Source organism: Streptomyces sp. NPDC031497 (assembly GCF_055580905.1).
This window is the reverse complement of sequence record NZ_JBVIKO010000006.1, coordinates 152,523-176,094: the sequence shown is the minus strand read 5'-3', so window position 1 is coordinate 176,094 and position 23,572 is coordinate 152,523. Positions and strand designations below refer to the sequence as shown.

The window sequence follows — 23,572 nt, the reverse complement described above, 5'->3', positions numbered from 1 at the left end:
TCGGACTACTGGCCTGATCCGCTCTGCGGACGCCGGGCTCCCGTCTGGAGCGATCCCGCCGCCGTCGCGAGTGTGCGGGCCGTTTCGATCACTGTGGCGCGGCGGCGGGTGAGCGCCGCCTCGTGGGTGTCCTCGTCCAGGACCATGCGGCACATCTTGGGCACCGCGAAGTTCCACGAGATCAGGCCCATGAGGGTGAACAGCAGGTCCTGGGCGGCGCGGACGCGGGCCTCTTCGGGGAGGTCGCCGGCCACGCCGCCGGCCACGAGCCGGTGGGTCTTCTCGCGGAAGGCGTCACGGCGGCCCCGCGCGCCCTCCCCGGGTTCGTCGCCCGCCTCCAGCGCCTCCCACATGAGCAGCCTGATCAGCTCCGGATGCTGCTGATAGCAGTCGAACATCTCCCCGACCGATTCGGCGACCGCGTCGGGATCGATGGAGATGGAGACGCAGACCTCCTCCAGCTTCGCCCGCACGACGGCGGCGAAGAGCTCTTCCTTGCCGCCGTAGTAGAGGTAGATGGCCTGTTTGTTGGCCTTGGCGGCGGTCGCGATCCGGTCGACCCTGGCGCCCGCCAGCCCACGCTCGGCGAACTCGGCTGCGGCGGCGGCGAAGATCCGCCGTCTGGTGTCCTCCGCGTCATAGGCCATGGCCGAATTAAACCATCCGGTTGACTCCGGTCCGCCCGAGCGGCAGTATCGGCATCAGTAAAACAACCAGATGGTTTATTTCACCGCGCCGCTGTTCCATGCGTCCACCGTGCCGCGGTTTCACGGCCCGCTCGATCGATCGGAAGGCCTCGCATGACCACCGCACCTCCCATCCCCGTCCGTTCGCCGCTGTCCAGCGGCCTCTCCGGCACCACCGCCGTCCTCGTCGGCGCCAGCTCCGGCATCGGACTGGCGGCGGGCCTCCTGCTGCGTTCGGTCGGCGCCCGCGTCGTCCTGGTCGGCCGCGACCCCGACCGGCTGAAGGCCGCCGTCTCCCGGGTGCGGGACGCGAACCGCGCCGACGACCCCGACGACGCCGTACTGGCCGTCGCCGGCGACGGCGGGGACGAGCGGGTCCTCGCCGAGGCCTTCGACCGGGCGGGCCACGTCGACCATGTGCTCGTCACGGCGGGTGGCCTCAGCGGCAGGGGGCCCGTGACCGCGCTGTCGGCCGACGACCTCCGTGCGACCTTCGACTCCCTCCTCCAGCGGTCCTTCGCCATCGCCCGCACCTCGGCGTCCCGGCTTCCGGCAGGAGGCTCGCTCACGTTCAGCTCGGGGATCCTCGTGGCCCGCCCCCTCCCCGGCATGGCCGCCCCGCTGTCGGTGGCCGGCGCCGTGGAGACCCTCACCAGGGCCCTCGCCGTGGAGCTGGCCCCCGTCCGCGTGCGCGTGAACACCGTCCGCTTCGGCCGGATCGACACCCCGCTGCTGCGCTCGCTGCCGGGGCTGGACTCCGACGAGGCGGTCACCGCCGCCGGTTCCGCCGTCCCCGTCGGCCGCTTCGGCACCGCCGAGGAAGCCGCCGGCACCGCCCTCTTCCTCATGGCGAACAACTACGTCACCGGCCAGATCCTCACCGTCGACGGCGGCGAAACCCTCGCCTGACAGGCCCCGCGCCGGCGCCGGCGCCGCCACGACCCGGCCTGCGCGGGCCCGGCAGCGGCTTTGGCCGATCCTCCCCGCGGTCCCGGACGGCCCGGTCCACGAGGATCTCCTCGCCGTGACCGCGCTCCTGGAGGCGGGCCGGCTCACCCCGGTGGTCGACCGGACGTATCCGCTGGACGACGCCGCCGCGGGCGTGCGCCATGTGGAAGGGGGCACGCCCGCGGCAAGACCGTGATCTCGGTGAGCGCTACGACCGGGAGTGGCTCGCCAGGAAGTCCTTGATGTAGCCCATCGTCTCCTTGGTCGACCAGGGCTTCGCGTCCGCCGCCGCGGACGAGCCGCCGGAGGCCGAGGCCGAGGCGCCCGGGGCGGCGCCGGAGATCGCCGCCCCGAAGCTCACGTCGCCGTGGCCCGCCCCCGTGAGCACCACGCGTTCGGCGTCGACGCCCTTGCCCTTCAGCGCGGTGAAGAGGTTGAGCGTCTGGCTGGGCGAGACCAGCGGATCGGCGCTGCCGTGCATCAGCAGGAACGGCGGTGTGGCGGAGGAGATGTGGGTGGCCGGGTCGGCGGCGGCCACCTGAGCGGTGTACTGCTTCACCGACTTGCCGGTTCCGGGGCCGTAGACCCACTGCGCGGAGGCGTTGCCCGCCGCGTAGTTGCTGTCCTGGGCGGCCCGGTCGTAGTCGGCGGCCAGCTTCGAGAGGTCGGCCGGGCCGAACTCGTCCACCACGCCCTGGACTTCGCTGCTCCGGTCGAGGTCGCCGCCGGTGTCGTAGGTCTTGTCGCCGTTGGTGACACCGGTCATCGCCGCGAGGTAGCCGCCCGCCGACTGGCCCCAGACGAAGACGTGGTCCGTGTCGATGCCGTAGGTGCCGGCGTGCGCGCGCAGATAGCGGATCGCGGACTTCACGTCGGCGAGGGCGTCCTTGTAGGTGGCACCGTCGGCCACGGTGCGGTACTGGACGCTGGCCACCGCATAGCCCTGGTCGGCGATGTAGGTGCGCTGGGCGAGGTTGCCGGTGCGGTCGGCCAACTGCCAGCCGCCACCCGTCACATACACCACCAGCGGCTTCCTGCCCGAGGTCCTGGGCACCTGGATGTCGAGCTTCAGGTCGGTGGTGGCGCCCTTGGTGGTCGGTGAGGAGTAGGTGATGTCGTCGGTCGTCGTGAGCGTCGACGTGTCGCAGGTGATCGCCGCGCCCTCGGGGTCGATGACCGTGCTGGTGCTGTTGTCGGTCTTCTTGATCGTCTTGGCCTGGCCGAGGCTCTGCGCGCCCGTTCCCGCGCTCCCGGACGGCACGCCGCCCTGACCCTGCGGTATCCCCGCCGTGTCCGCCGGGCAGGCGGAGGCGGCAGGGGAGGCGGATCCGGACGCCGAGGACGCCGTGTCTGTCGAGTCGTCGGATCCACAGGCGGTCAGGCCGAGCGCGGCCAGGAGCGTCGCCGTGGCCAGGGCGGCGCCCGTCCGGCGGCGGGGCGGTGTTCGGGGTGTGACAGGTCGAGGCATCGCAGGAATCTCCCGTAGACGGCGCATGGCGGCATTAAGTGGAGATGACATCTCCGGATTCACCGGGCCGTCACTGTAACACGAACCGGAGATGCCATCTCCGGTTTGTGTCTGCCGAGGTGAGTACGATGTGGGCCGACGATCACACGCCTTCCGAAAGCGAGACCCCTGTATGGCGCCGCCCCGCGCATCGGGTGAGTCGGGCGGATCCGGCGCGCCCCGGCTGCGGCGCGACGCCGAGCTGAACCGCCGCCGTCTCGTCGCCGCCGCCCGCGAGGTGTTCCGTGAGCGCGGGCTGAGCGCGACCCTGGACGACGTCGCGCATCACGCGGGGGTCGGGGTGGGTACGGCGTACCGGCGCTTCCCCAACAAGGAGGCGCTGATTGACGCGGTCTTCGACGACATGCTGGGCCGCGTCGAGGAGGCCACGCGGGAGGGTGCCGAGGATCCCGACGCCTGGCGGGGGCTGGCGACCAGCCTGGAGCGGGTGGCGGAACTGCACGCCCTCGACCGCGGTCTGCGCGAGGTGCTGCTCGGCACCGACCGGACAGCGCCGCGGGGGTCGGAGTTCGGGGAGCGGATCAAGGGCCACGTCGATCGCGTGGTCGAGCGGGCCAGGGAGCAGGGCGTCCTGCGCGCCGACGCCGAGCCCTGGGACCTGGTGATGATCCAGCAGATGCTGGGGGCGGTCACCGATCGCAGCGGTCAGCCGGAGCTGTGGCGGCGCTATCTGCGGCTGCTACTGGACGGCCTGCGCGCACGCCCCGAGCACACGGAACCGCTGCCCGGCGGCGGCTTCGGCGAGCACATGACCCCGCCGGGCGCGGGCTTCGGCCCGCGCAAGGGCCCACCGCCGGCCGACTGACCACCGCCCGCCGGCCGACTGACCACCGCCCGCCGGCCGACCGCCCGCCCCGCCGGCCACACCCGCCCCGGCGGATCACCCGCCCAGCCGGCTACGCCAGGCTGGTGACCGCCGTCAGCCGGTGCACGTCCTTCGCCGTGCCGGTGACCCCGGAGAGGAACCCCTGGGCGCGCGGCGACGCGTTCTCCGTCAGCCACGCCGGGTCGATGTCGCAGACCGCGACGCGGACGCCCGTGCCGACCAGGGCGAGGGGAAGCGTGTGGACGACGGTCGAGGGGAAGCTCAGGATCGTACGGCCGATCGGGCCGCGGCGGGCGATCAGTTCCAGCGGGAGGTCCGGGCGGACTATCTCCAGTCCCGTCTCGCCCGCGAGGCGGTGCAGCTTCTCCGTGCTCTCCCTGCGGTGCGCGAAGTAGCGCGTCGCGCCGTGTGCCTTCGCCAGGCTCTGGACGGCCTCCAGATAGCGGTCGCCGTCCACCACCCCGGTCTCCACCAGGGACGTGCCGACCATGTCGGCGCCCTTGGTGATGCGCGGCGGGCCGAAGCGGGCCCGGGTCCAGCCGAAGTCGTTCGCGGTGACCGTCACTCCCGCCGGGGTCTCCGTCACCGGCATGGAGGAGAAGACCTCCACCCGGCGGCGGTCGCTGGGCGTGAGGCGGCGCCGGGCCGAGGAGGAGACGGGGGCGAAGAGCAGGTCCCGGGCGCCCGGGCGGCCGCCCTTGCGGTGCCAGCGGACCAGGCGTTCGCCGCGCGCCAGTTGGGCGACGAACTCCATCGTCGCCGTGCCGTCGTCGACGACGACCAGGTCACGGGCGCGGGTGATCGTCAGCAGGAGCTGTACGTAACGGGAGAAAGGATCCCCCATCACGATCCGGTCGGCCCGGCGGAGGGAACCCGCCAGGCCGCCGATCGTGTGGAAGGGGGCGGTGGTGCCGCCCCGGGCTTCCTCCCAGCGGACCCGGTAGCCCTCGTCACGGGCCAGGTCCGCCATACGGCGCAGCTGGCCCCGGGTCATGGGGTCCGTCGGGGACAGGACGACGATCGTGAGTTCCGCGCCGGGTGCCGCCGCCGATATGGCGACCGATGCGCGGCGGGCCTGCGAGGGCACCGTCGGCAGCGGGTCCACCGCCCCGCGCAGGGCGTGGACATGCGCCCACTCCAGCACGTTCAGCAGCTGCACCGGACTCTCGACGAACGCGAGTGTGTGGGGGCCGGGGTTCCCGGCGCGGGGGCTCATCGACGTACGACCGTCCCGTCGTCGTAACACAACAGACGTAACTTCAGGATCTCAGCGGTGTCAGACCTGGACCGGCTCGCCGGCCGCCGCGGCGATCTCCGCCTCGGCGACGACACCGGTGACGCGGCGCAGCTTCTTCATCGGGCCGAGCTCGGAGTCGTAGACCTTCTTGACGCCGTCACCGAGGGAGGCCGAGATGGTGCGGATGTCGCGGACCAGGCGGACGAGGCCCTGCGGCTCGACGGAGGCGGCCTGGTCGGAGCCCCACATGGCGCGGTCCAGGGTGATGTGGCGCTCGACGAAGGTGGCACCGAGGGCGACCGCGGCGAGGGTGGTCTGCAGGCCCGTCTCGTGGCCGGAGTAGCCGATCGGAACGTTCGGGTACTCCTTCTCCAGCGTGTTGATCACGCGGAGGTTCAGCTCCTCGGCCTTCGCCGGGTAGGTGGAGGTGGCGTGGCAGAGCAGGATGTTGTCCGAGCCGAGGACCTCGACCGCGTGGCGGATCTGCTTCGGGGTGGACATGCCGGTGGAGAGGATGATCGAGCGGCCGGTGGCGCGCAGCGCCTTCAGGAGCTCGTCGTCCGTCAGGGACGCGGAGGCGACCTTGTGGGCCGGGACGTCGAACTTCTCCAGGAAGGCGACGGCCTCGGTGTCCCACGGGGAGGCGAACCAGGCGATGTTCTTGCTCTTGCAGTACTCGTCGATCTGGCGGTACTCGTCCTCACCGAACTCCACGCGGTGGCGGTAGTCGATGTAGGTCATGCGACCCCAGGGGGTGTCACGCTCGATGTCCCACTGGTCGCGCGGGGTGCAGATCTCCGGGGTGCGCTTCTGGAACTTGACGGCGTCACAGCCGGCCTCGGCTGCCACGTCGATCAGCTTGAAGGCGTTCTCCAGCTCACCGTTGTGGTTGATGCCGATCTCGCCGCAGATGTAGACGGGCTTGCCGGGGCCGACCTCACGGGAACCGAACGTGCGCAGACGGGAGTTGCTCATGACTGTGGGGTGTCCTTACTTCGGGAGGGAATCGAGAGAGGGGCCGAGGATCCAGCTGGCGATCTCTCGGATCGCGCCGTCGCCACCCGGGACGGTGGTGACCGCGCGTGCGGCGCCGCGTACGACGTCGTGGGCGCTCGCGACCGCCACGGGCCAGCCCACGAGGGCGAAGCACGGGAGGTCATTGACGTCGTTTCCGACGTAGAGCACGCGCTCGGGAGCGATGCCCTGCTCCTCGCACCACTGCTTGAGTGCGAGGTCCTTGCGGTCGATGCCGTGCAGGACCGGGATCTGTAGCTTCCGGGCCCGCGCGGCGACGACCGGGTTCTGCTCCGTGGAGAGGATCAGCATCTTGAGCCCGCTCTTTCGCAGGGCGGCGATGCCGAGTCCGTCGCCGCGGTGCACGGAGACGAACTCCTTTCCATCGGCGTCGATCAGCACCCGGTCGTCGGTCTGGGTGCCGTCGAAGTCCAGTACGACCGCGTCGATGTCGTCGGCGGTCGGCAGCGAACCGGGACGGTCCGCGTCGAAGAGACCGGCCAGCGCGCGGGCGCGGGCCAGGTCGTGCGGGTCGTCGATCTCCAGGACGCGGGCCGGGTCGGTCCGCACCAGCTCGGTCTGGCCGAAGAAGCGGTGCCGGTGCTCGCGGAAGCCGTCGGCGCGCATCGCGTAGGCGGCGCCGGTCTCCAGGAAGTCCTGGGGGCGGTCCTGGCGGCGGGGGCGGAACGACTTGTCGTGGTTGACGCCGAAGCCGCCGCTCGCCGAGGCCGCGTCGACGCCGGCCGGCACCGGGGCGTCCACCTCGTCGCGCCAGACGAAGCCGTGGAAGGGCGCCACGGTCAAGGCCGTGTCGGCGCCGTTCTCGACGATCGCGCCGGCCACCCCGTCGATGTCCTCGCGGATGATGAACGGGCTGGTGCACTGCACGAGCAGCACCACGTCGACCGGGGCGCCGTGCAGCGCCTCGTGGGCGTCCATGGCGTGCAGGACGGCGGCCTCGGAGGTGGCGGTGTCACCGGCGATGGCGGCGGGGCGCAGCACCACCTCGGCGCCGGCGGACCGGGCGGCCGCGGCGATCGCCTGGTCGTCGGTCGAGACGACGACGTCGGTCACCAGGCGGGAGGCGCGGCACTCGCGGACGGCGCGGGCGACCAGCGGGACGCCGCCGACCGGCAGCAGGTTCTTCGCGGGCACGCCCTTGGAGCCGCCGCGCGCGGGGATCACGGCGAGTACCCGGGGTACGACCGTTTCGGGGTGGGACATCGGCTCTGTTCCTTCGGATGCGTGGAGCTGGGCTCCTTGGCGCGGGATCCGGTCGCTCACAGCTCTCCCATTCGTCGGATCACGGGTGCCACCCGCTGGACGCCGTGGCGGTAGGCGCCGCGTGCGGCCCGGCGCACGATCTGGCGGACGGGGCCCGGTGCCTTGTCGGCGGCGGGCGCGCCGGGCAGCGGTACGCCGTCGGGGCCGAGGTGGTGGCGGGCCAGGATGCCGGGCAGGTAACCGGGCGCGGTCTCGGGTGTGTAGTACGGGTTCAGGGGCGGCAGGCCGCCGGGCCGGGCGAGCAGCTTGGCGATCCGCTCACGGCCCGCGTCGAACGCGGTGGCGTACGAGCCGTCGGCGGCGACGCCCTGCCGTGAGACCCACTCGGCGTCGGGCACCGGGCGGTGTCCGGCGTCGAGCTGGTCCCAGGAGGCGAGGCAGCCGGAGCCGACGAAGTGGTGGTTGCCGAACGTCTCGCGGACCCCGAGGTCGGTGAGGACCACGGTGGGGATCCGCCGGTGCAGGGCTTCCAGAGCGGCCGTCGAGCTGACGGTCACCAGGAGGTCCGTGCGGTCGAGTACCTCGCCCATGTGTCCGTACACCAGGCGGAAGTTGGCGGGCACGTCCTTGCCCTGGACCAGCTTCTGGTACGGCAGTTCCTCGATGTGGGTGGTGTGCTCGCCGGGCTTGGAGCGCAGCTTGAGCAGCACCTCGCGCTCGGGGTGCTGACGGGCGTGCCGAATGAGGCGGTTGAGCAGGTACGTACGGTCCTTGCGGCTCTCCGGAACCGAGGGCTGGGCCGCGAACACCACGGTGTAGGGCTCGTGTTCACCCTCGTAGGGCGCCCCGCCGAGGAACGGCAGCGCGACCTCGGTGACCGAGGAGGAGTCGGCGCCGACCCCGTCGTACACGGCCCGGAAGCGGTCCGCGTCCTGGCGGGAGTTGGCGAGGACCAGGTCCGCGCCGTGCCGCAGCAGCAGGCCGTCGGCGAGCTTCTCGTAGACGACGCCGACATAGCCGGTGACGACGACGGGCCGCTTCTCACGGCCGGCGAAGGCGCTGCGCAGCCCGTGCAGCATCGCCTGCACCCCGCCGCCGACGAGGGAGAGGACGAGTATGTCGTACGACTCCGTGCCCTCGGGACCCTCGGGGCCCGCTTCCATGGCACGCAGGAACTCGACGGCCGTCACTTCGCGGAGCGAGTCCGCGTGGACGCCGACTTCCTGGAGCTGGCGGGCGGTGGGGGTGGCACGGCCGCGCAGGAGGTAGCCGTCGAGCCGGACGTCCGAGTTGTCGCTTTCGTTGGGGATCAGGCGCTTCGCGGTGAGCGCCCCCCACTTCCACCGAGTATCGGAATCCGCCAGGACGGCCACCCGCAGGGACTTCGTTGCACTTGCTGGCACAGCCAAGACGCTAGGAAGCGATTCCGAGGATCTCCCCAACCCGAATCCAACAAAGGGTTAACAACACATCGCCGAATGGCGAATCAGCCCAGGATAAGCCCTGAAAAAGCCCTGATTCATAGCTTCGACACATGTCGTTCACCTGGTGTCAAGGCGGCAGTCAGGACGGATGACGGGCGCCCCTCTAACGTCCCCCACGTGGTCAAGCTCTCCGTCATCGTGCCGTTCTACAACGTGCAGCAATACGCGCCCGACACCCTGAGGAGCCTGCGCGCGAACGCGCGTGAGGACTTCGAATTCATTCTCGTCGACGACTGCTCGACCGACGGGACACCAGAGATTCTCGCGCGCGCCGAGCGCGAGCTGCCCGGCGCGGTCCATGTCAGACACGAACAGAACGGAGGACTGGCCACCGCGCGCAACACCGGCATCGACAAAGCGCGCGGTGAGTACGTGACCTTCCTGGACGGCGACGACTGGCTCGCGCCGGGCTACTACCCGCAACTGGTGGACGCCGTCGAGGCCCTGGGCTGCGACTTCGTCCGCACCGATCATGTGCAGTGCACCGCCCGGGCCCGCACCGTGCACCGGGTGCCGGTCGGCCGCCGGAACGTGGTGCTCAGCCCGCGGGACGCGATCCTGCCGACCGACCGGACGACCTCCGTCGACTACGCGTACGCGTGGGCGGGGGTCTACCACCGCCGTCTGGTGGACAAGGGGCTCGTGCATTTCACGGACGGGCTGCGGACGGCCGAGGACCGGCCGTGGATCTGGAAGCTGCACCGGGAGGCCGAGTCCTTCGCGGCGGTGAACCTGCTCGGCGTCTTCTATCGGCGTGGCGTAGCCTCGTCACTCACGCAGATCGGCGACGTCCGTCAGCTCGATTTCATTCGCGCCTTCGACCAGGTGATCGAGGAAACCGCACAGGACGCGGACGCGAAGGAACTCCTGCCGAAGGCCGTCCGCACCTACTGCGCCATCATTTCCCATCACCTGGGATCCATCGAAAGGTTCGAGCCAGCGGTGGCGAAGAAGCTGAAATCCATGAGTGCCGCCGCACTGCGGCGCATGCCGCAGGACGTGCTGGACGAGGCCCTGGACTCCATGGACCTCCAGCGCGCCACCAAGCTGCGCCGGCTGCGCCGCCGTCCCGCTCCCGCGGGGGCCGCCGCGTGACCACCCAGATCTTCCAGGCGTCCACCCTCTACGGCACGGCCACCCTCGCCGCCGCCCTGGACTCCGGCGTCTTCCGCCCCGCCGACCGGCGCATCCTGCTGGTCTGCAACAACGCGGCCACCCCGGAGACCACCCCGGGCCTGGACGTGGCGCCCGGCTTCGAGCGGCTGCGCGACCGTTTCGACGACGTGATCTCGTACAACGAGACGATCTTCCCGTTCCACCCCGGCGGCTGGGCCCCGCGCCCCGAGGACCTCCCCCTGTGGGAACGCTTCCTGCGCCACGAGTGGCGGCTCGGCGACGACGACGTGGAACTCGCCGTCGAGTCCATCCAGGTCAACCCCTCGCTCAGCCTCACCCAGATGTTCACCGGCGCCCCGGTCACGGTCTACGCCGACGGGCTGATGAGCTACGGCCCGACCCGCAACAAGATCGACCCGCTGATCGGCACCCGGGTGGACCGGGTCCTCCACCTCGACCTGGTGCCGGGCCTGAAGCCGATGCTGCTCACCGAGTTCGGTGTCCCCGGCGAGGTCGTGCCGACCCCGGCCTTCACCAAGGTGCTGGCCGAACTGGCGCCCAGCGGCGACGAGTTGCCGGCGATCGAAGAACCGGCCCTGCTGCTCGGCCAGTACCTCTCCGCGCTCGGCATCCTCTCCGCCGAGCAGGAGGAGAACCTGCACGTCCGGATGTTGAAGGGCGCCGTCGAACTCGGCCACACCAAGGTCGTGTTCAAGCCGCACCCCTCCGCCCCGGCCCGCTTCGTGCGCACCCTGGAGCAGGAGGCCGAGAAGCTCGAGGTCGACCTCACCGTCCTGGACACCACGGTCCTCGCCGAGGTGCTGTACCAGAAGATGCGTCCCGCGCTCGTCGTCGGCTGCTTCTCCACCGCGCTGCTCACCGCGTCCGCGCTGTACGGCCTGCCGACCGCCCGGATCGGCACCGACACGCTCCTGGACAAGCTCACCCCGTACGAGAACAGCAACCGCGTCCCGGTCACCGTCGTCGACGCGCTGCTGCCCTCGCTCACCGACCGCAAGGCCGTCGAGGAGCAGCGCGCGCTGCTGACCGTCGGGGAACTCACCGAGCTGCTCCGCGCGGTGGGCTTCGCCATGCAGCCGAAGATCCACCCGCAGCTGCGCCAGGAGACCGAGCGCTATCTCACCAAGCACCTCAACGACACCACCGTCCGCTACTTCAAGCGCAAGCGCCTGACCTCGCTCGCGCTGCCCGGCGGGGTACCGGCCCAGCTGGGCTTCCTGCCGCGCAACGCGACGGTGCGCCGGATGGCCCGCAAGGCGCGCAACCTGCGGCGGGTCGTGCGCCGCTAGGCGTTCCGTCAAGCGCTCCAGGCGTTCCGCCAAGCGCTCCGCTGGACGCGACGTGTCATGCCGTCTGCGGCGCCGTTGTGGCTGGTCGCGCAGTTCCCCGCGCCCCCAGGCGGCGGCTGCGCCGCCGATCAGGGGCGGGTCCATCCGGACCCGCCCCTTCGGTGTCACCTGCCCAGGATCTTCTTGATCGTGGCGCGGTTCTCCTCGGTGACCTTCCACAGCTGCTGCTGCCGGTCGTGCACATCGGCGACCGTGCGGCTGTGGTTGTCGAGGATGTCGATCGCGCGCTCGGTGAGGATCTCGCCGAGGTCGCGCTCGTGGACCGACACGCCCCACTCGGGCCGCTCGATGTCGTTCAGGAAGTACGCCATCTTCGGGTGCGAGATGAGCGAGATGATCGGCGTGCCGACCCCGAACGGGATCATGCCGGCGTGCCCGCGCATGCCGATGACCAGGCGGGTCTTGGCGTACGTCTCGCGGATCTCGTCGTTGGAGAAGTCGTACATCGGGATCACCGGCAGCGAGATGCCGTGCTCGCGGCGCAGGTCGAAGGCGATCTTCTCGTCGTCCAGCGAGTGGGCGACGCACTTGACCTCGGTGTGCTCGCCGATCTTGCGGACGGCCTTGGCCATCTCGGCGAGGAAGTGCGCGTAGTCGTGGCCGAAGCGCAGCCCCGCGCGGTCGTAGGCCGCGTTGAGCATGACCGTGTCCTCGCGGTACAACGGGTCGCTCCAGCCGGCCACCAGCTGCCGCATGACCGTGGTCGGGCAGGGCTGGAAGACGACCTTGTCCTGGAGCTCCGGCGGGAGCATGCCGCGGACCTTGGCGATGGAACCGTGGTTGCGCAGGCCGAAGAAGGACGACTTCTCGACCAGGAGCCGCAGGCTCTCGTTGAACCGGGTGGCCCGGTAGGACTGGCCGTCGAAGGCGTTGAAGCCGACCGCGTAGACCATGATCGGGACGTCGATGGCGCGCAGGTGCTCGTCCGGGACGTTCCACTGCCAGGCGCTGTTGCCGTTGGGCATGGTGTCCGGGATGAACAGGCCGCCACCGCCGATGACCAGACCCCGGCGGGCGTTGACCCGCTCCAGGGCGGCCTGGTCGAAGTAGCGGTGGGCGTGCACCGAGTGCCAGCGCCGGGAGGAGGTGTCCGGGCCGAAGCCGAGCCGGACGGTCTCCGGGAGCAGCTTGTCGCCCGCGTTGCCCTGCCGGTCCATGTAGAACGCCACGTGCGCCAGCTGGTCCTCGGCGCTGCCCTGCTCCTGGGAGGGGACGGCGGCCGCGCGCTGCGCCCACAGGCGGCTGGAGCGGTGCGTGGGGTCCACGGTGAGGCCGGCGGTGGCGTACCTGAGGGCCTCGGTGTTGTCGCCGTACACCCAGGCGATCTGGGCGAGCCGGGAGAAGGCGGTCGCGGCCCGGTTGGGGGCGGCGGACGCGAGCAGCAGCTGGGTCTTGGCCTCCTCGATGCGGGAGACGCTCATCAGGGCGTGGCCGAGCACCTCGTGCGGCCAGGCCTCGTCCAGCGGGATGCGGACGCTGCCGAGGACGTCGACGGCGTCCTGGTAGTCGCCGGACGCGATGTGCGCGGCGGCCACCTTGCGGGCGATCTCCACGTCACCGGTGCGCTTGACGTGCGGGGCGCCGAAGTGGACGACCAGGTCGTGGTGGAGGCCGCCGGAGGAGGCGAAGTAGGCCGCGTGGAACTCGGCGTCGCTCATCTCGAACTCGCGCCAGCGGTCCTCGGCCTGCGCGTAGCCGGACTCGCCGCCCTGCCAGGGCTTGTGCCGCCCGGTGAAGTGCAGGATCTTCGTCTCCTCGGGGACCGGGAGGTCGCCGGAGAGCCGCCGCTTGACGAAGTTGTACTTGGCGTCGAGGCGGACGAAGTCGCCGTCCAGGACGGCGTTCAGGATGCCCTGGTCGTGCTTGTCCAGCTCGTACTCGCCGCTGCGGCCGGTCTTGTCGATCTTCGCGCAGAACTCGTCGGACAGGTACTCCTTCTGGATCACCAGAAGGCCGGAGTTCAGCTTGTGCTGCCCGTAGAAGAACTGCGGCACGGCCGCGAGGCCCTCGCGCAGCTCCAGGAGCTCGCCGAGACCACCGAGGACGACCATGTCGGTGTCCAGGGTGATGATCGTGTCGTAGTCGCGCAGCCGGAAGATGTCGAGGATGAAGTACGCCTTGCGGACCAGGTAGTTGTCCTGGTCGCCCTTGACGTACGAGTCGTAGTGCGTGTCGTTGACCCGCTGGAGCACGATGCGCGGGTGCAGGGCGCGGATCTTCGCGATGGAGGCCGGGCGCAGGTCGTCGTAGAGCACGACGAAGTCCTCGCAGACGCCCGGGTTGGACAGGGCGAGGCTGCGCAGCAGGACCAGGAAGCCGGGGAGGTAGTTCTCGTCCACGTAGGACGCGAAGGCGATCCGGCGCTTCTTGGTGAGGGCGCTCGCGTTGGTGTTCGGTATCGCCGGGGTGAAGGTCGTCGTCATCGCAGGGAGATCCTCATGTCGCTCACGCTCTGGGCCCGCTGCATGACCCAATCCTTCTCGCTGGTGTATTCGTGCACGGAGGTGATGGCCAGCTTCATGGCCTCCTGCACGCGGTAGGCGCCGCTCTCGTAGAAGTCGAACCCGATCAGGTCCAGGGTCGGGTTGACGTCCAGGAAGTCCAGCAGCCAGAGCATGTTGAAGCCGGAGGTCGGGATGCCCGACCAGGCGTCGGCGCCGATCTGCCCGATGTTCCGCATCGGCCAGCGCAGGGACTCGTCGGCGAGGTACTTCTGGGCGCCGGGCACCAGCTTGTTGCGCAGCGAGTGCTTCCAGTCACCGGAGACGCCGCCGAAGATCAGCCGGGTGGTCACCGGCTTCTCCCAGTTGAAGGCGTGCTTGTGGATGCTGACGTGGATGTCGGTGCGCTCGCCGGTGTGCTTCGGGTCGATCTTGTACGAGTTGAAGCGCACGACCAGGTCGTAGTCGTCGATCTCCTTGCCCATGCCGCTGGCGCCCACCCGGCCCGAGTTGGCGATCAGGCAGATCGACTTGCCGGCGATCTGGTTGCGGAACTCCCCGAGGGTGATCCACTGCACGCCGTCGAAGGTCGGGTTGCCGACCGGGCCGCGCATCCGGATCCGGCGCTGCTCGGCGTAGAGCGCGACGGCCTCGGTGAGACCGGCGTCACCGCCCTCGGCGAGGCGCAGGTCGAGGTACTGGCTGAGCAGCTCCTGCCGGTCGTTCACCGGCGCCTCGTCCGCGGCCAGGGCGAGCAGGGCGCCCACCAGGCGGGGCTCGGCGGCCTTCCAGTCGCCGATGGCGTGCAGGGCGAGGCCCTCGGCCCAGGTGGCGGTGGCGGCCTCGCGGACGTGGTCCGCGGCGGCGGGGACCTGGCGCTTGAGGAGGTCCAGGAGTTCGCCTTCGCGCTCGCCCGCGCGGCGCATGCCGGAGATCCGGTTGGCGACGCCGAAACCGTCGTCCTTGGTGAGTTCGAGGTAGCGCTCGTAGGCCTCGACGGCCTCGCGCTCCTCGCCGAGGCCCTCCAGGATGCGGGCCCGCAGCCGCCAGCCGGCCCGGGAGTTCTTGCGCTGCGCGAGCACGGTGTCGCTGATGACGAGGGCGAGGTTCAGCTCGTCGTTGTAACCGCACTCCAGGGCCTTGTTGGCCACCGCGAGGAGAGCGTCGAGAAGGTCGTTGTTGATCCCGCCGGACGGGGTCGCGGCGCCCTTGACGGCCCGCTTGAGCAGGGCGGTCGCGCCGCCGGCCGGGGCCGGTGCGGGGGTGGTGGTGCCTTCGGTGGCGACCACCACCAGCAGCTTGCGCAGCTGCTCGGCCAGCTCCGCGCGACGGCGGTCGAGGCTGCCGACCACTTTGCCGCTGTGCACAGCGCAGGCGTGCAGGCAGTCGTCCAGCTCCCCTCCGCGCGCAGGTGCCCGCCTGTTCTGGACCCTCGTCATAGCTCTCCTGATTTTGCCAAGCAAAGCTTGTGCAACCGCTGTGTGTGGTGGGGTGACCCGCACCGGGGGGATGGATGGAGAAACTAGAAAGCCAAAACGACTATATGGTTAACGAACCCCTACGGGTAAGAGAATGGTTAGCAGGTTCACCGCACACTTTCTATGATTCCCCCAGGTGACGGTATTGGGCGTCCACGTCCCGGGGACTCTGTGAACAGATCGGATGATTAACCGCCCGGGGCCGGGTAGGCGTCTCGGACCATGTCTCTCGCAACCCCCACAACAGCGCTCCCGCCTGCGAAGATTGCTGTCGCCCCGACCCCACCCGGACGACCGCGCACCCGACTTCTGGCCCTCGACGGACTGCGGCTCGTGGCCGCCCTGATGGTCTGCCTCTACCACTACACAGGGCGGGGCGGAGTCGTCTCCGCGTCCTGGCACCAGAACCCCGCCCACGTCTTCCCGACCCTGTCCCGGGCGGCCGTCTACGGCTGCCTCGGCGTCGAGTTCTTCTTCGTCATCAGCGGCTTCGTCATCTGCATGAGCAGCTGGGGCCGCTCCCTCGGCGACTTCTTCCGCTCCCGCGTCGCCCGCCTCTACCCCGCCTACTGGGTCGCCCTGGTGCTGATCACCGGCGCGTCCCTGGTGCTGCCGGCCGTCGTGCACGCCGTCCGGCTCGACGAGTTCCTGGTCAACCTGACGATGCTGCAACAGCCGATGGGCGCACCCCGCGTCCTCGGCGTCTGCTGGACGCTCTGGGTGGAGGTGCGCTTCTACGCCCTGTTCGCACTGCTGGTGGTCCTGCCGGGCGTCACCTACCGCCGGGTGGTGCTGTTCTGCTCGGTGTGGACCCTGGCCGCGGTGCTGAGCACCTCGGCCGGCGGGCCCTGGACCGAGCTGGTCGTCATGCCGACGTACGCCCCCTACTTCATCGGCGGCCTGGCCCTCTACCTCGTCCATCGCTTCGGCAACCAGGCGCTGCCCTGGGGCATCGTGGCGCTCTCCTGGATCCTTGGACTGCGCATGGCCACGGAGGGGCTGTGGCACGCCGGCTCGCCCCGGAACCCGTACGTGGTGATGCTCGTCGTCACGCTGGCCTACGCCGCCGTGGCAGCGGTGGCGGCGGGCTGGACGCGGTGGGCGGCCTGGCCCTGGCTGACCACGGCCGGGGCGCTGACGTACCCGTTCTACCTGGTGCACGAGCACCTGGGCTGGTTCGTGATCAGGGTGCTGCACCGGGGCTGGGGGCTGCCGCCGTGGCCCACGCTGGCGATGACGGTGCTCGCGATGCTCGGGCTCGCCTGGCTGATCCACCGCTTTGTGGAGACACCGTTCGGCCCGAGATTGAAAAGGGCCCTGAAGAACTCCTGATTCGATCCGAATTCACCTTTCGTTCACTTAGGAATGTCTTGGCCCGCCGTTCACCTCTCCGTTGATTTCGGAGCCGAACGGCGGGCAGGCGCCGGGAGCCCTGACATTGCACAGCCACCGCGCAGGGTTTCCACAGGCTGCTGATCGCGTATCGAGGGAGTGCCTCCTCCACATGGCCACCACCCAGGAAACGACCCGTCCGCCCTATCGTCTCGACGACGTGCCCGGCTGGTTCCCCGTCCTCGACCAGGTCCTCTTCGACTGGTTCCTCGGCCGCCAGGAGAACTCCGGAACGCGGGGCGACCTCCTTGAGGTCGGGGTCTACATGGGCAAGAGCGCGATCTTCACCGGCCGGCACCTGCGGCGCGGCGAGTCGTTCACGGTGTGCGACCTCTTCGAGGGCGACGCACCCGACCACGCGAACCAGGCGGAGTCGACGAAGTCGTACGGCGAGCTGACCCGGCGCCTCTTCGAGGAGAACTACCTCGCCTTCCACGACGAGCTGCCGCGCGTGCTCCAGGGGCCCAGCTCCGTGGTGCCCGCCGAGGTCGCGCCCGGCACCTGCCGGTTCGTGCACGTCGACGCGTCGCATCTGTACGAGCATGTGCACGGCGACATAGGAGCCGCCCGCGACCTGCTGGTGCCGGACGGGATCGTGGTCCTCGACGACTTCCGCTCCGAGCACACGCCCGGTGTCTCCATAGCGGCGTGGGAGGCGGTCCTCAACCGCGGGCTGAGCCCTGTCTGCATCAGCACGCAGAAGCTGTACGGGACGTGGGGCGACCCCGGACCGGTGCAGGAGGAGCTGATCGAGATGGTGCGGGGGCGCGGCGACTGCCACCTGAGCATGCAGGAGGCCGCGGGGCACCGGATCATACGGCTGAAGTCGAAGGGGATGCCGGCGCCGGAGTTTCCGGTGTCGCGGTACGCGGAGGCGCCGGAGGCGCCCGGGCCGTCTCCGGCGCCCGCGGCACCGGTGACGTCGGGGCCGGGGCCGCGGCGGCGGAGCCGGGTCCGGAGGGTCGCGGTGGATCTGCTGCCGCCCGTGCTGACGCGGGCCCTTCGGAGGGCGATGCGGTAGCCCCCAGGAGAGGCGAGGCGCTGTAGCGGACATCCGGCTCCGCCGCGCGGGCACACCCGCTGCGGCGCGCCCCGAAGGGACGCGGGGAACTGCGCGACCAACCACACCCCACCCGCACCCGCACCCGCACCCGCCTGCCAACCTCCCGCAGCACCCCGCGGCGCGGCGCGCTTCGCCGTCAGCCGATCTTGTAGCGTGCGCTGATTCCGGCGATGACCAGCTCCAGCCCCTCCTCGAACTGGCGGTCGTAGTCGGTGAAGAGTTCCCGGCCGGCCGCCGCCGACAAGGGGAAGTCGGCCAGGACGCGGGCGCGTTCGGCCACGTCGTAGCCCTCCCGGCGTTGGCCCGGGAGCGGTTCGACGCCCTGTTCCTCGGTGACGAAGCCGATGGTGTAGGCGTTCGCCGTCATGCCCGCCTGGGCCGCCTGGGCGAGGGTGAAGCCGGCCTCCGTCATGACGTGCAGGTACGCCTCCTGCTCAGGGGCGTGGTCGATGCCCGTGAAACGTGAGCCGCTGTAGACCTTGGCGCCGTCGCGGTAGCCGAGCAGGGCCGCGCGCAACCCGCCGCTCACCGTGCGCAGCACGTCCTGCCAGGCGCCGGAGGGGTCGATCCGCGTGCCCGCGACCATCCGGCGGTAGATCTCCGTCGCCATCTCGTCGAGCAGCGCCTGCTTGTCCTTGAAGTGCCAGTACAGGGCCGGCGCCTTGACGTCCAGCTCCTTGGCGATGGCCCGCAGGGTCAGTCCGTCCAGGCCGGTCTCGTTCAGCAGGCGCAGGGCCGTGTCGGCGACCCGGCGGCGGTCGAGGGGCGTGCGTCGTTCCGTACTCACGCTTGACAGCTTAACAGCGTTAAGGGCAACCTTGCGGCCAACGGCACTTAACGACGTTAAGGAGATATGTGATGGATGTTCTGATCGTGGGCGCGGGTGCCACCGGACTCACCCTCGGTATCGACCTCGCCCGGCGCGGAGTGGACGCGCTGGTCGTCGAGGCGGGCGAGCAGCTGTTCCCCGGCTCGCGCGGCAAGGGGATCCAGCCCCGCACCCAGGAGGTCTTCGACGACCTCGGGGTGCGCGACGCGATCCGCGCGGCCGGCGGTCCCTATCCGCCCCAGCTGTTCTGGAAGAACGGCGAGCGGCTGGCGGCGCGGCCGATGTTCGACGAGGTGGCGGCGGACGAGGGCACGCCGTACACCGATCCGCTGATGGTCGCCCAGTGGCGGACGCAGGAGGTGCTGTACGCGCGGCTGCTGGAGCTCGGCGGCCGGGTCGGGTTCGGGCAGACGCTGACGGGCCTGGAGCAGGACGCGCAGGGGGTGACCGCCCGCTTCGCCGACGGCAGGACCGCCCGGGCCCGGTACGTGGTGGCGGCGGACGGGGGCCGCTCGGCCGTACGGCGGGCGGTGGGCGTCGGGATGACCGGCGAGTCGGTCGACCCGAACCCCTTCCTGGTGGCCGACCTGCGGGTGCGGGGCCTCGACCGCGACCACTGGCACGTCTTCGTCGGCGACGACGGCAACGGCGTGGCGCTGTGCCCGCTGGCCGGCACGGACGACTTCCAGCTGGCCGCGAAGCTGCCCGAGGGCACGGCGGCCGACCTGTCGTTGGCGGGCGTACGGCGGCTGGTGTCGGCGTACAGCCACCTGGACGCGGCGGACGTCACCGAGCTGCGCTGGGCCTCCGACTTCCGCCCGCGCGCCGCCCTGGCCGACCGCTTCCGGGTGGGGCGGGTCTTTCTGGCCGGAGACGCGGCCCATGTCCACTCCCCGGCCGGCGGCCAGGGTCTGAACACCAGCGTCCAGGACGCCTACAACCTGGGCTGGAAGCTGGGCGCCGTGCTCACCGGCGACGCCCCGGACGCGCTCCTGGACACCTACGAGGAGGAGCGCCGCGCGAACGCCGCCGCCATGCTGGACCTCTCGACGGGCGTCCACCACGGCGAGGTACGGCGCGGCGAGGCGACGGTCCAGCTCGGAATCGGCTACCGGGAGTCCTCGCTGACGGAGGAGACCCGGGCGGACCCCGGGCCGGTGCGGGCGGGCGACCGCGCACCGGACGGACGGAACGCGGACGGGGTGCGGATGTTCGACGCCTTCCGGGGACCGCACTGGACCCTGCTGGCCCCGGAGCCGGTCCGCGCCGTCCCGGAGTCGGTGCGCCGGCTGCGGGCCCCGGAGTCGTACGGCTCCGGTGTGTTCCTCGTCCGCCCGGACGGCTATGTGGCGTGGGCCGGCGACACGGCTGCTCGGGGCCTGGCGGAGTACGCCGGGCGTACCGGGGCCTGGAAGGCGCGGTAAGGGGTGCGGGCCTGCCTCAGGCGCTGGCCAGCGTCAGCTTCACCGCGAAGCCCAGGAACAGCGCCCCCGCCGCCGAGGTGGCCGTCGCCGCCAGCCTCCTGCGGCGGCGGAAGGCGGCGGCCAGCCTGGTGCCGCTGAATATCAGGGCGGTCAGGTACAGGAAGCTGGCCAGCTGGGCGAAGGCGCCGAGGACGACGAAGGACAGCGCCGGGTAGGCGTATCCCGGGTCCACGAACTGCACGAAGAAGGCGACGAAGAACAGGATCGCCTTCGGGTTGAAGAGGCTGATCACCAGGGCGCGGCGGTACGGCCGCTCCTGCGGGCCGACGGCCCCCGGGTCCGCGTCCTCGGTCACCGTCCGCTCCCGGCGCGCGAGCCACATCGACCGGGCCGCCCGGAGCATGCCGACCGCCAGCCAGGTCAGATAGCCGGCGCCCGCGTACTTCACGATCCCGAAGAGCACGGCGTTGGCCTGGAGCAGCGAGGCCACCCCGGCCGCGGACAGCGTCATCAGCACGGTGTCGCCGCACCACACCCCCGCGGCGGCCGTGTACCCCGCCCGTACACCCTGCCGGGCGGCGACCGAGAGCACGTACAGCGAGTTGGGACCGGGCAGCAGGACGATCAGGACGAGGCCTGCCAGATAGGTGGGGAGGTCGATGACACCGAACATGCGAAGAAGTCTCGCACGCGGGTCCGACAGCGCCCCCTTCCCTGCGCGTCAGAAGGCGTCTGCCCGTGCGTCAGAAGGCGTCCGCCGGGACGTGGACGCCCCACACCTCCCGCAGCGCGTCGCACACCTCCCCGACCGTCGCCCGGGCCCGCAGGGCCGCCTTCATCGGGCGGAGGACGTTGGCGTCGCCCTCGGCGGCCTCCTTGAGGGCGGCCAGGGCCGAGTCGACGGCCGGCCGGTCCCGTTCGGCGCGCAGCCGGGCCAGCCGCTCCGCCTGCCGGGCCTCGATGGCCGGGTCGACGCGGAGCGGCTCGTACGGCTCCTCCTGGTCGAGCTCGTCGAGTTCGTCGAGCCGGAAGCGGTTGACGCCGACCACGATCCGCTCCCCCGCCTCCGTCTCCCGCGCGATGCGGTAGGCGTCGCGTTCGATCTCGCCCTTCTGGAAACCGGCCTCGATCGCCGCCACCGCGCCGCCCAGGTCCTCGATCCTGCCCATCAGGTCGACGACCGCGCCCTCCACGTCGTCGGTCATCCGCTCCACCGCGTAGGAACCGGCGAAGGGGTCCACCGTCGCCGTGACGTCGGTCTCGTAGGCCAGGACCTGCTGGGTGCGCAGGGCGAGCCGCGCGCTCTTGTCCGTCGGCAGGGCGATCGCCTCGTCGAAGGAGTTGGTGTGCAGCGACTGGGTACCGCCGAGGACCGCGGCCAGGGCCTGGACGGCCACCCGGACCAGGTTCACCTCGGGCTGCTGGGCGGTCAGCTGGACGCCCGCCGTCTGGGTGTGGAAGCGGAGCATCAGCGACCTGGGATTGCGTGCCCCGAACTCCTCCCGCATGACCCGCGCCCAGATCCGGCGCGCCGCACGGAACTTGGCGACCTCCTCCAGGAGCGTCGTACGGGCCACGAAGAAGAAGGACAGGCGGGGTGCGAAGTCGTCGACGTCCAGGCCGGCCCCGACCGCGGTGCGCACGTACTCGATGCCGTCGGCGAGCGTGAAGGCGATCTCCTGCGCGGGGGAGGCCCCGGCCTCGGCCATGTGGTAGCCGGAGATCGAGATCGTGTTCCACCTCGGGATCTCGGTACGGCAGTACCGGAAGGTGTCCGCGATCAGCCTCAGGGACGGTCCGGGCGGGTAGATGTACGTGCCCCGCGCGATGTACTCCTTGAGGATGTCGTTCTGGATCGTGCCGGTCAGCCGGTCGGCGCTCACCCCCTGCTCCTCGGCCACCAGCTGGTAGAGCAGCAACAGCACGGCGGCCGGGGCGTTGATCGTCATCGATGTCGACACCTCGTCCAGCGGGATCCCGCCGAACAGCACCCGCATGTCGTCGACCGAGTCGATCGCCACCCCCACCTTGCCGACCTCGCCGTGCGCCAGGGGGGCGTCGGAGTCGTGGCCCATCTGGGTGGGCAGGTCGAAGGCGACGGACAGGCCCGTCGTGCCGTGGGCGATCAGCCGCCGGTAGCGGGCGTTGGACTCGGCCGCCGTGCCGAAGCCGGCGTACTGGCGCATGGTCCAGGGGCGGCCGGTGTACATCGTCGGGTAGACGCCCCTGGTGAAGGGGTACGACCCCGGGTCGCCGAGTTTCTCGGCCGGGTCCCAGCCCGCGAGCGCCGACGGGCCGTAGACCGGCTCGACGGGCAGTCCGGACTCCGACTCACGGACCATGGGCCGACCTCCGTGGTGCACGGGTACGCCGGTACGTCTGTCACTTCCCACCATGCCCTGTTGTTCGGCGGCGGTCACGCGGGGAAGCATCCTCGGCATGAAGGTCTCGGGGTACTCAGGGATCGTGGGGCGGCCCGCCGGCGCGCTCGCCTCGGCCGCCGTACTCGCGGCACTCACCGCGCTCTGCGGCTGCACGGTGCAGCCGCCGGACGGCACGGACGCCAAGGGGAACTCGCCCGTCCATATCGAGCTTCCGCACAGCAGGACACCCGGCGGAGCAGGCGGCCCGGCGTCGGGCCGATCGCCCGGTGCGGCTCCCGCCCCGACGCCGTCCGCCGTCGAGACCGTCCCGCCGCACATCGTCTTCACCCGCGGCGACACCGGGACCGGCGTGCGTGGACTCCAGGCCCGGCTGCGCCAGGTCGCCTGGCTGTCCGACGGGCCGACGGGGACGTACGACGACCTCACCGCCCAGGCCGTCAAGGGCTTCCAGGGCAAGCGCGGACTGCCGCAGACGGGCGAGACCGATGCCGTGACCTGGCAGCGGCTGCGGAGGATGACGCACGCGCCGGGGAAGTGGGAGCTGTACCTGATGGGCGGTCAGCCGGCCGCCGCGCCCGATCCGCGGTGCCTGACCGGCCGGGTGCTGTGCATCAGCAAGACCAGCCGGACGCTGCGCTGGATGGTCGACGGGCGCACGGTGTCGACGATGTCGGTGCGGTTCGGGGCCCAGTACACCCCGACCCGTGAGGGCGTGTTCCACATCTACTGGAAGTCGCTCCACCATGTGTCGACGCTCTACCACTCCCCCATGCCGTACGCGATGTTCTTCAGCGGCGGCCAGGCGGTGCACTACTCCTACGACTTCGCGGCCCGGGGTTACGCGGGCGGCTCCCACGGCTGCGTCAACGTCCGGGACGAGGCGGCGGTCTCGGCTCTCTTCGCGCAGGTGCGCAACGGCGACAAGGTCGTCGTCTACTGGTGAGTGCCGGAAGGTGTGTGGGGGGGGGGGGGGGGGGGGGGGGGGGGTTTCCCCCCCCCCCGCCAAGCACGAGCCACGGGTACGGGGGGAACCCCGGCTCTGTGCGACGGCCGATGACCAGTCGGCTCACTCTGTACTGCGCCGCCGCCGCCGAAAACGTCACACCCTGCCGGGAAAAAGTTCAGCGC

Annotated in this window: 20 protein-coding genes; 9 read left to right on the top strand and 11 right to left on the bottom strand. The window is 70.9% G+C overall.

Translation table 11 applies throughout. From position 1 onward, the window contains the following. Positions 1 to 5: 5 nt before the first annotated feature. Entirely contained in the window at positions 6 to 647 is a 642-nt protein-coding gene (locus ACZ5K7_RS14620; RefSeq protein WP_468913449.1) for a TetR/AcrR family transcriptional regulator, read from the bottom strand. Positions 648 to 800: 153 nt separating this feature from the next. Between ACZ5K7_RS14620 and ACZ5K7_RS14615 the strand changes: the two genes are divergently transcribed. Then, on the top strand, positions 801 to 1,595 hold the full coding sequence (locus tag ACZ5K7_RS14615; RefSeq protein WP_468913447.1) for an SDR family NAD(P)-dependent oxidoreductase: 795 nt from the start codon (positions 801 to 803) through the stop codon (positions 1,593 to 1,595). A gap of 67 nt (positions 1,596 to 1,662) precedes the next feature. Then, the gene (locus ACZ5K7_RS14610; RefSeq protein WP_468913902.1) at positions 1,663 to 1,830 is read left to right on the top strand and encodes a zinc-binding dehydrogenase; all 168 of its coding nucleotides are present in this window, start codon (positions 1,663 to 1,665) and stop codon (positions 1,828 to 1,830) included. Positions 1,831 to 1,842: 12 nt separating this feature from the next. On the opposite strand, the gene ACZ5K7_RS14605 is transcribed toward ACZ5K7_RS14610, so the two are convergent. Further along, positions 1,843 to 3,102, bottom strand: a complete 1,260-nt coding sequence (locus ACZ5K7_RS14605) for a prolyl oligopeptidase family serine peptidase (protein ID WP_468913445.1) — start codon at positions 3,100 to 3,102, stop codon at positions 1,843 to 1,845. Positions 3,103 to 3,274: 172 nt separating this feature from the next. On the opposite strand from ACZ5K7_RS14605, the gene ACZ5K7_RS14600 reads away from it, so the two are divergent. Next, positions 3,275 to 3,967: a TetR/AcrR family transcriptional regulator gene (locus tag ACZ5K7_RS14600; protein ID WP_351693192.1), complete on the top strand. Its 693-nt coding sequence runs from the start codon at positions 3,275 to 3,277 to the stop codon at positions 3,965 to 3,967. A gap of 91 nt (positions 3,968 to 4,058) precedes the next feature. On the opposite strand, the gene ACZ5K7_RS14595 is transcribed toward ACZ5K7_RS14600, so the two are convergent. Genes ACZ5K7_RS14595 through ACZ5K7_RS14580 form a run of 4 tightly spaced genes read right to left on the bottom strand, consistent with a single transcriptional unit; the run spans position 4,059 to position 8,866 of the window. Next, positions 4,059 to 5,204, bottom strand: coding sequence for a hypothetical protein (locus ACZ5K7_RS14595; RefSeq protein ID WP_351693195.1), 1,146 nt, complete (start codon positions 5,202 to 5,204; stop codon positions 4,059 to 4,061). 60 nt (positions 5,205 to 5,264) lie between these two features. Then, positions 5,265 to 6,200, bottom strand: a complete 936-nt coding sequence (locus ACZ5K7_RS14590; protein WP_351693198.1) for an N-acetylneuraminate synthase family protein — start codon at positions 6,198 to 6,200, stop codon at positions 5,265 to 5,267. A 15-nt stretch (positions 6,201 to 6,215) separates the two neighbouring features. After that, complete coding sequence (locus ACZ5K7_RS14585) at positions 6,216 to 7,463, bottom strand: N-acylneuraminate cytidylyltransferase (RefSeq protein WP_351693201.1); 1,248 nt, start codon at positions 7,461 to 7,463, stop codon at positions 6,216 to 6,218. Between the two features lie 56 nt (positions 7,464 to 7,519). After that, positions 7,520 to 8,866 (bottom strand): DUF6716 putative glycosyltransferase, encoded by a 1,347-nt coding sequence (locus ACZ5K7_RS14580; protein WP_351693204.1) that lies wholly within the window; start codon positions 8,864 to 8,866, stop codon positions 7,520 to 7,522. Between the two features lie 198 nt (positions 8,867 to 9,064). Between ACZ5K7_RS14580 and ACZ5K7_RS14575 the strand changes: the two genes are divergently transcribed. Continuing rightward, positions 9,065 to 10,042 (top strand): glycosyltransferase family 2 protein, encoded by a 978-nt coding sequence (locus tag ACZ5K7_RS14575; protein WP_351694503.1) that lies wholly within the window; start codon positions 9,065 to 9,067, stop codon positions 10,040 to 10,042. Beyond that, complete coding sequence (locus ACZ5K7_RS14570; protein WP_468913438.1) at positions 10,039 to 11,373, top strand: polysialyltransferase family glycosyltransferase; 1,335 nt, start codon at positions 10,039 to 10,041, stop codon at positions 11,371 to 11,373. The genes ACZ5K7_RS14575 and ACZ5K7_RS14570 overlap by 4 nt, the downstream gene beginning before the upstream one ends. A 164-nt stretch (positions 11,374 to 11,537) precedes the next feature. Here the strand turns inward: ACZ5K7_RS14570 and ACZ5K7_RS14565 are convergent, their stop codons facing one another. Both ACZ5K7_RS14565 and ACZ5K7_RS14560 read right to left on the bottom strand, forming a co-directional pair. Continuing rightward, on the bottom strand, positions 11,538 to 13,856 hold the full coding sequence (locus ACZ5K7_RS14565; protein ID WP_351693209.1) for a glycosyltransferase: 2,319 nt from the start codon (positions 13,854 to 13,856) through the stop codon (positions 11,538 to 11,540). Further along, the gene (locus tag ACZ5K7_RS14560; RefSeq protein WP_351693212.1) at positions 13,853 to 15,313 is read right to left on the bottom strand and encodes a glycosyltransferase family 29 protein; all 1,461 of its coding nucleotides are present in this window, start codon (positions 15,311 to 15,313) and stop codon (positions 13,853 to 13,855) included. The genes ACZ5K7_RS14565 and ACZ5K7_RS14560 overlap by 4 nt, the downstream gene beginning before the upstream one ends. A gap of 261 nt (positions 15,314 to 15,574) precedes the next feature. Here ACZ5K7_RS14560 and ACZ5K7_RS14555 point away from each other — a divergent pair, with 261 nt between their 5' ends. Together ACZ5K7_RS14555 and ACZ5K7_RS14550 are read left to right on the top strand one after the other, a co-directional pair. Next, the gene (locus ACZ5K7_RS14555; protein WP_468913434.1) at positions 15,575 to 16,684 is read left to right on the top strand and encodes an acyltransferase family protein; all 1,110 of its coding nucleotides are present in this window, start codon (positions 15,575 to 15,577) and stop codon (positions 16,682 to 16,684) included. A 172-nt stretch (positions 16,685 to 16,856) separates the two neighbouring features. Beyond that, complete coding sequence (locus tag ACZ5K7_RS14550; protein ID WP_468913432.1) at positions 16,857 to 17,765, top strand: class I SAM-dependent methyltransferase; 909 nt, start codon at positions 16,857 to 16,859, stop codon at positions 17,763 to 17,765. A gap of 178 nt (positions 17,766 to 17,943) precedes the next feature. On the opposite strand, the gene ACZ5K7_RS14545 is transcribed toward ACZ5K7_RS14550, so the two are convergent. Further along, positions 17,944 to 18,594 (bottom strand): TetR/AcrR family transcriptional regulator C-terminal domain-containing protein, encoded by a 651-nt coding sequence (locus ACZ5K7_RS14545; RefSeq protein WP_468913430.1) that lies wholly within the window; start codon positions 18,592 to 18,594, stop codon positions 17,944 to 17,946. A 71-nt stretch (positions 18,595 to 18,665) separates the two neighbouring features. Here ACZ5K7_RS14545 and ACZ5K7_RS14540 point away from each other — a divergent pair, with 71 nt between their 5' ends. Then, entirely contained in the window at positions 18,666 to 20,060 is a 1,395-nt protein-coding gene (locus ACZ5K7_RS14540; RefSeq protein ID WP_468913427.1) for an FAD-dependent monooxygenase, read from the top strand. Between the two features lie 16 nt (positions 20,061 to 20,076). Here the strand turns inward: ACZ5K7_RS14540 and leuE are convergent, their stop codons facing one another. Together leuE and ACZ5K7_RS14530 are read right to left on the bottom strand one after the other, a co-directional pair. Continuing rightward, positions 20,077 to 20,733 carry a leucine efflux protein LeuE gene (gene leuE / locus ACZ5K7_RS14535; protein WP_450972210.1) on the bottom strand — a complete coding sequence of 219 codons (657 nt, stop codon included), beginning with the start codon at positions 20,731 to 20,733 and terminating at the stop codon, positions 20,077 to 20,079. Positions 20,734 to 20,803: 70 nt separating this feature from the next. Continuing rightward, positions 20,804 to 22,402 carry an acyl-CoA mutase large subunit family protein gene (locus ACZ5K7_RS14530; protein WP_468913424.1) on the bottom strand — a complete coding sequence of 533 codons (1,599 nt, stop codon included), beginning with the start codon at positions 22,400 to 22,402 and terminating at the stop codon, positions 20,804 to 20,806. Positions 22,403 to 22,499: 97 nt separating this feature from the next. Between ACZ5K7_RS14530 and ACZ5K7_RS14525 the strand changes: the two genes are divergently transcribed. Further along, the gene (locus tag ACZ5K7_RS14525; RefSeq protein ID WP_468913422.1) at positions 22,500 to 23,387 is read left to right on the top strand and encodes a L,D-transpeptidase family protein; all 888 of its coding nucleotides are present in this window, start codon (positions 22,500 to 22,502) and stop codon (positions 23,385 to 23,387) included. The last annotated feature ends 185 nt before the right edge of the window (positions 23,388 to 23,572 follow it).